At 62.9% G+C, this 7,230-nt stretch carries 4 protein-coding genes; all 4 read left to right on the top strand.

The features are described 5' to 3' along the window. The first annotated feature begins 513 nt into the window (after nucleotides 1-513). The 4 genes from FJ222_11320 to FJ222_11305 all read left to right on the top strand — a co-directional run bounded on the left by FJ222_11320 (nucleotide 514) and on the right by FJ222_11305 (nucleotide 7,052). Entirely contained in the window at nucleotides 514-2,631 is a 2,118-nt protein-coding gene (locus FJ222_11320; protein MBM4165011.1) for a hypothetical protein, read from the top strand. A 1,679-nt stretch (nucleotides 2,632-4,310) separates the two neighbouring features. After that, complete coding sequence (locus tag FJ222_11315) at nucleotides 4,311-5,387, top strand: 3-isopropylmalate dehydrogenase (protein MBM4165010.1); 1,077 nt, start codon at nucleotides 4,311-4,313, stop codon at nucleotides 5,385-5,387. Between the two features lie 206 nt (nucleotides 5,388-5,593). Further along, nucleotides 5,594-6,379: a hypothetical protein gene (locus FJ222_11310; protein MBM4165009.1), complete on the top strand. Its 786-nt coding sequence runs from the start codon at nucleotides 5,594-5,596 to the stop codon at nucleotides 6,377-6,379. Next, entirely contained in the window at nucleotides 6,372-7,052 is a 681-nt protein-coding gene (locus FJ222_11305; protein MBM4165008.1) for a hypothetical protein, read from the top strand. The genes FJ222_11310 and FJ222_11305 overlap by 8 nt, the downstream gene beginning before the upstream one ends. Nucleotides 7,053-7,230 lie beyond the last annotated feature (178 nt).

Below are 7,230 nucleotides of genomic sequence, written 5' to 3'. Positions count from 1 at the left end.
GAGCACGCGGGCGGCGGCAACCGGAATGTCAAACGCGTCGGCCAAAGCCGCGGCGGCGGCCGGGTCGTCCGCAGGGGTCGTCCAGTCATACAGGGGCAACATGCCGATTATGATACAGGGAAACCGCCGTGAGCGCCAGACACAATAGGGCAAACGCATCTAAATTCTTTCATTTTTTGCTCATTTTTGGCTCTTGTCGCCGCTCTGGAGGCTGAAAGAGTGGCGAAGCGGGTGAAAAGCGGCGTCGCGCGGGATACCGCTTGCCGCCGCACTCCAGACGCTGCCGCCTGGACGCAGGCAATTTGGAGTGCGGTGGCAAGCGAAGCGCGACACCGCTTTTACCTCGCAAGAAAAAGTGCCAACATACTGAAAAAGAAACTGAATTTTAGATGCGTTTGCCCTGCTGACCCCGCAAAGAGACCTTGCACGATCGCCGTGGAAGGCGGTATCTTATCCCCACGAATCGGAACACGGCGTGAGCGGCCGGCAATCAACTACGGCGGGCACCGGACCATGGACCAATCCTTGCTCGGCGACATGAACACGATGGGCGGGGGGCGCGACAAGCCAGGCGGTTATACGCTGGCCATCGGCGACACACTCGGCCAATACCGCATCATTCGTCCGCTGGGCCGCGGCGGCATGGGCGAGGTGTATGAGGCGGAGCATGCGGTCAACCGCAAGCGCATCGTCATCAAGGTGCTGCCTCGCGCCGCCACGGGCGGCACCTTCGTGGACCGCTTCCGCATCGAGTCGCGGGTGATGAGCGATCTGCGCCATCCCCAGATCGTCGAGGTGCTGCACGCGGGCGAGCAGGACGGGCTTTATTATCTGACGATGGACCTGGTGCTGGGACCCGATGGCGAACCGCACAGCCTGGAGGACACACTTGCGAGCAGTCGCGAAGCACGCGGAGAAGCGGGCGGGAAATTGCAGCCTGCACGCGCCGAAGCCGAGGTCCGCACTCTGGCCCTGCAGATCTGCGATGCGTTGGCGTATGCCCACGGCAAGGGCGTCGTCCACCGCGACCTGAAGGCGGCGCTCGGAGGCGTGGCAGTCGGCAGCCGGCGGCGTGGAAAGGCGGTTCTCTGGGCGACGGCGCTGGCGATCTTCGCCGTCGCGTCAATCGCGTCAATCCGGTCCCAGAACGAGGCCAAGGCGGGCGAACGGGAGACCAACAAGCGCCACGCGGCGGCGTCGCTGGCGCGGGAGAAGACGCAGAAGCTCGACCCCGGGCAGGGCTTCGGGAAGCGCCTCGATGCGCTGGAGATGATGTGGCGCGAGGCCGAGGCGGCCCGTCAGGGCGGCGGCTGGGGTCAGGCGCTGAGCGGCTATGACGCGGTGCTGGCGGAGTGCCGGACACTGACGGAATCGGCTGCGGCGCCCGGAGACGCGGAGACGCGGAGGGGCGAGGCCGAGGAGGCCCGTCGCGCGGCGGCCGGCGAGAACGCCTCCGCCGACGCCGCGGCCCTCTTCGAGACTGGAGGGCGAGCGTCCCCGCGAGCCGCGCTGCTGGCGAAACACGGCGGGCCGAAATGGGCCGATGTCCAGCGTCAGCAGCGGATCGGCGACGCCTCGGCCAACGACCCGGCCGAAGGCACCCGTGCCTATGCCGACGCGCTGGCGGCCCTCCCTGCCGCAGCCGCCGAGGCCTTGGCCGCCGAGAAAGTTGAGACTGATCGGCTAGCGGCGGAGAAGGCTGCCGAGGCCGAACGGCAGGCCCGGCAGGAACGGGAGGCTCGGGAACGCGAGCGCCAGGGCGCGCTCACCGCCGCCATCGCGGCAGCCCGTGCGGCCAAAGCCGCCGGGCAGTGGCAGACCTGCCTTGCCAAGGCCGGCGAGGCGTTGGCGCTCGACGCGGCCCACACCGAGGCGCTGGCGCTCAAGGCCGAGGCGGAGCGGAACCTCAAGCCGAAAGACCCGACGCAGGGCAACGTACTGGGAATGGCCTTCGTCGAGGTCGCGCCGGGCAGTTTTTCGATGGGGTCGAACGACGGTTCGTCCGACGAGAAGCCGGTGCGAACGGTGCCGCTCACGAAGGGGTTCTGGATGGGCAAGACCGAGGTGACGCAGGCGCAGTGGCGGCAACTCATGAACGACAGTCCCAGTTATTTCAAAGGCGACGACCTGCCGGTGGAGCAGGTAGATTGGACCCGGTGTGCGGAGTTCTGCCGCACCTTGACGGAGCGAGAGCGGGCAGCGGGCCGGTTGCCAGCAGGCTATGTTTACCGGTTGCCGACGGAGGCGGAATGGGAATACGCCGCGCGCGGCGGATCGAAGAGCCGGGGCTTCACCTACAGCGGCGGCAACTACCTTGGGACTGTCGGGTGGTTTACGGACAACAGCGGGGGCACAACGCATCTGGTCGGCAAGAAGGCGGCGAACGAACTGGGGCTGTACGACATGAGTGGCAATGTGTGGGAGTGGTGCCAGGACTGGTATCAAGACAGCTACAACGGATTGGGGAGTGCGGATCCATCTGGGCCTGCGACTGGCTCGTTCCGTGTGTACCGGGGCGGCAGTTGGTTCTTCGTCGCCTCGAACTGCCGGTCGGCTTTCCGCTACTGGTTCAGGCCGTCGGACACGTTCCTCGACCTGGGCTTCCGCGTGGTTCTGGCCCCAGTTCCATGAGTTATCCGTCGTGCTCAAGACCAGGGCAGCCAAGGAGGCAGCCAAGGGACAGGTCTGAATGGCGCGAAGTTAAGCGATGCTTCTGATCCTAATCCTAATCTTAATCTTAATCTTAATCGTAATCCGTTCTCCACCAAAAGATTAAGATTAAGATTACGATTAAGATGGCAATAGCTCCTTAACTTAGCGCCATTCAGGCCCGTCCCTTATCAGTCCAGTCCGCTTCCGTCCGGTGTGAATGCGGCGGGGACGCCGTCTACCACGCTGGCGCGTCGGGACGAGGGTAGGGCCCGCCGTCCCTGGCGGGCCGCAGGCTACTGGAAAAGAGCAATCGCTGTCAGCGCGAAGCACCAGGTAGGGCAGCGGCGTCCCCGCCGCGCCGAAGGAAAAAGGGAAGGCGCGAAGCGGGTAGGGCAGCGGCGTCTCGCCGCGCCGCAGGAAAAAGGGAAGGCGCGAAGCGGGTAGGGCAGCGGCGTCCCCGCTGAAGAGAAAAGCTGAAAGCTGAAAACGGAAAGCTGAAAGCGTGAGTGGGTGAATCAGGTATCGGGGTCGAATTCCCCCCATTTGCTTCGATCCCGATTTCGATTTTATCCTCCGCGCCCCTGCGCCTCTGCGGGAGAAATGAGGCGCTTTTGAGGAGGTTCGGACGCGACAAAAAGCGGCGTCGCGCGGGAACCCGCTTGCCGCCGCAAGACGCTGCCGCCGGGACGGAGGCAATGTGGAGGTCCCACCGCCGCGTGCTTCACGTTTTCCAGTTTCCAGTTTCAGTTTTTCCCTGTCTGCATTGTTTTGCCGCGAAAGAACGCAAAGATCGCATGGAAGAATCAAGCCGACTCTCTGTGTTCTTTGCGCTCTCTCGCGGCAAGCCTCTCAACTGCTCTTATTAGGGAGCCTCTTGCAAAACCCCTCCGGGGTGTTTGCAAGAGAGAAGTCAGGAGTCAGAATACAGAAGACAGATCGAGGGAAGGTCCGTCCCGAATGGCGCTAAGTTAAGGGGCTATTGCCATCTTAATCGTAATCGTAATCGTAATCGTAATCCTAATCTTGATCTTAATCTCCTAGTGGAGAACGGATTACGATTACGATTAAGATTACGATTACGATTATGATCGGAAGCATCGCTTAACTTAGCGCCATTCAGGCCCGTCCCTTATCAGGCCAGTCCGCTTCCGTCCGGCGTGAATGCGGCGGGGACGCCGTCTACCACGCTGGCGCGTCTGGACGAGGGTAGGTCTCTGGCGGGCCGCAGGCTACTGGAAAAGAGCAATCGGTGTCAGCGCGAAGCATCAGAGGCGCTTGCAAAACCTCCTTCGTCGGTTCAGCAAGCGCCGGTTTCAGAAGCCAGAATTCAGTATTCAGAATTGGAACCCTCTCACGGGCAACGTGTTCTCATATTCTGACTCCTGTCTTCTGACTTCTGACTTCTCTCTTGCAAACACCCCGGAGGGGTTTTGCAAGAGCCTCCTAATCTTAATCTTAATCCCCCAACCCTCGCCGATTCGACTCGTAGACGGCTCCCTGCTCAATCAGAACTGCCATGCGCCCGTGAAAAAGATCGCCAAAGAACAGGCTCGACTCGGGTGGAACGATTCCGTATTATTCACCCATATTTTTTTTGATTGCGTCGCATCGCCGGTGGTCGGCGCAGCTGCGTAACAGCCCACAGGAGAGCATCCAGCATGAGCAAGACGTACAACATTGCATTGATCGGCGGCGACGGCACCGGACCCGAAGTGGCGCGCGAGGGCGTCAAGGTGCTTCAGGTTGCGGCCGCCAAGTTTGGATTCAAGATCAACGTCACGCCCTATGATTTTGGCGCCGAGCGCTACTTGCGCACGGGCGAGACGCTGCCCGACTCGGCCATCGAGGAGATGAAGAAGTATCACTCCATCTTCCTCGGCGCGATCGGCCATCCGGATGTGAAGCCGGGCATTCTCGAACTCGGCATTCTGCTCAAGATGCGCTTTGCGCTTGACCAGTACATCAACCTCCGCCCCGTGCGCCTCTTCCCCGGCGTGGAAACGCCGCTCAAGGGCAAGGGGCCCGAGGACATCGATTTCGTGGTCATCCGCGAGAATTCCGGCGGCATCTACACCGGCATGGGCGGCGCCACGCGCGTGGGCACCTCTGAGGAAATCGCCTCCCAGCTTATGGTCTACGACCGCCGCACGGTGGACCGCTGCCTGCGCTATGCCTTCGAGCTCAAGCGCCGGCGCAACGCTGCCAACCCGAAATATGCCGCCAAGCCGATCACGCTGGTCCACAAGCGCAACGTGCTGACCCACTGCGGCGACCTCTGGTTCCGCGCCTTCGAGGAGATGGGCGCCCGCGACTTCCCGGAGCTGACGCGCGATTACAACCACATTGACGCGGCCAACATGTGGTTTGTCAAGAATCCCGAGTGGTTCGATGTGGTCGTGACCGAGAATCTGTTCGGCGACATCATCACCGACCTGGGCGCCATGATCCAGGGGGGGCTGGGCATCGCCGCTGGCGGCAACATCAACCCGGTCGGCATTTCGATGTTTGAGCCGATGGGCGGCTCCGCGCCCAAGTACACGGGCAAGAACGTCATCAACCCGATCGCCGCGATCGGCGCGGCCGGCATGATGCTGGACACCCTGGGCGAACGCGCCGCCGCCGCCGCCGTGGAAAAGGCCATCATGGCCACCACGCCGAAGATGAAGAGCCAGGCGGCCGGAAAGATGGGATTCGGCACGACGGAAGTCGGCGATCTGGTTGCCGGAATGGTGTGAGCGGGCGGAATGACACTTGCTTAAGGGGCTTTTGCCATCGTAATCGTAATCGTAATCCTAATCTTGATCTGAATCTCCTGGTGGAAAACGGATCACGATGAAGATTAAGATTAAGATTAGGATTATGATCGGAAGCATCGCTTAAGCAAGCGCCATTCTGGTGTGAGCGGGCGCGCGGGTCGTTCACCGGGCGAGGTGACCGGGGCATGCTGACGGGTCTGGAGCAGTGGGAGGAATGGATGGCGCGGTGCGCCATCGGCCGCTGTGGTGCCACAACCGCTGCGGCGCTGCGGCGGTTTGGGGCGCATCGCTTCCGCCAGTACCTTGTGGCCGGCCTCGGCAACCGCTTCACGGAAGGCGCGGTTCCCGACGGCCGCGACTGTTTCCATCTCCTGGAGACCCATTGCCGCATCGGCACGGCCCGCACGGGCAAACGCTACAAGGCGTGGATCGCCGGCCGCGGCCGGGGCGCGCCCGACGCCGCGTTATTCGAGAGCGGCGCCTCGCTGCTCTTGCGTAACACCGTTCGGGCGTATCTGCGGCGCGAAGGACCGGTTCCGTGGCAGGTCTCCGCCGATGCCGTGATCGAGGGAACCGACGGCCTGACGCTTGCCGATCTGCTTCCCGATACCCGCGAGACCGCATCCATCGACCCCGATACGGCCGAGGCCGTTGCGCGAGCCTGTCTGGCTCGTCTTTCCGAAAATCACCGCATCGTGGTGCTTGCCCGCCGGGTGGGCATGCCCCTCAGCCATCCCTCCGTCCTCGCGCTGACCGGGGTCGCCAAAAGCAGAACCGCTCAGTTCCGGGTCGAAGTCTTTGAACGCCTGGCTGCGGAAACGCGACTGCAGGAGCCCGATGGCGACCGTAAGCTGTGGCTGCAAATCGCGCTTCAGGCCTCGGAATGGATGGAAAATTTTATTTTTTTACAGGAACGTGTGGAAAAGCGGTGGCGCCGATGCTTTATGGGGGTGGAGGACCTCTATGAATAATCACACGGAACGGGAGAAACTCGCGCGTTGGATCGACGAGTGGCGATTGGACCGCGCGTTGGCTGCGGCGGATGGGACGGATGGGGAGGACTGTGCGGAGGACTGTGCTGCTGGGCTGCCGCAGCAACGCGCGACCGGCTGTCCACACCCATTTGCGGACGGACTTCGCGTGGGCGACATCCTGCTGCTCAAGCCGGTCACGCCTCGGACGGCGAGCCGGCCGACCTATGGGGTGGTCGTGGCGCCCGAGGGCAAGGCCGGGTGGTGGCGCGTCGCGCCATTCAGTCGCTGGTCAACCCCCGCCACGCCTGACGAGGTGGAGACTGGCCTCAAAGCCCATCCGCTTCGCGTGCTCTGCCTGTGGAACGGGCATGCCGTGCCGACGCGGCGGTTGACCGCCTGGGCGTGGCGGGTGGGACGGATCGCGCTGGCGGCGCTTGCCAGAATCGCTGCAGCAGGTGACGGGCGACGCGGTCCACGGCTGGTCCACCCGCTGGATCCGCGCCACACCTACCTCGACGAAGAACGGGCGCTCTGGGACGAATGGGATCGGGCCGTTCAGGCCGCCGACGCATCCGAGGCGCTGAGACCCACGGAGAACGGATCAACGGCGACCGATCTCTGGGAAAGCGCCCAGGCGGCCGAGAGCTCCACAGGAGACTACGGGGAATGAGCAGCGACGGCCCGAGACCGGCCTTATCAGCGGTGGCTGCAGCCACAAGTACACATACAGGCAGGCCGTCGCGCCGCAGGATGATGAAGAGAAGCCTGGCAGTTGCGGCGGTGAAAAGTCGCCGTGAAAAGTTCCCCAAAAAATAATTGTTGAAAAGTGTTGACAAATAACACCCCCC

Source organism: Lentisphaerota bacterium, assembly GCA_016873675.1.
Lineage (GTDB): Bacteria > Verrucomicrobiota > Kiritimatiellia > RFP12 > JAAYNR01 > VGWG01.
The sequence above is the reverse complement of the archived record's forward strand: the minus strand, read 5'-3'. Positions and strand labels throughout refer to the sequence as shown.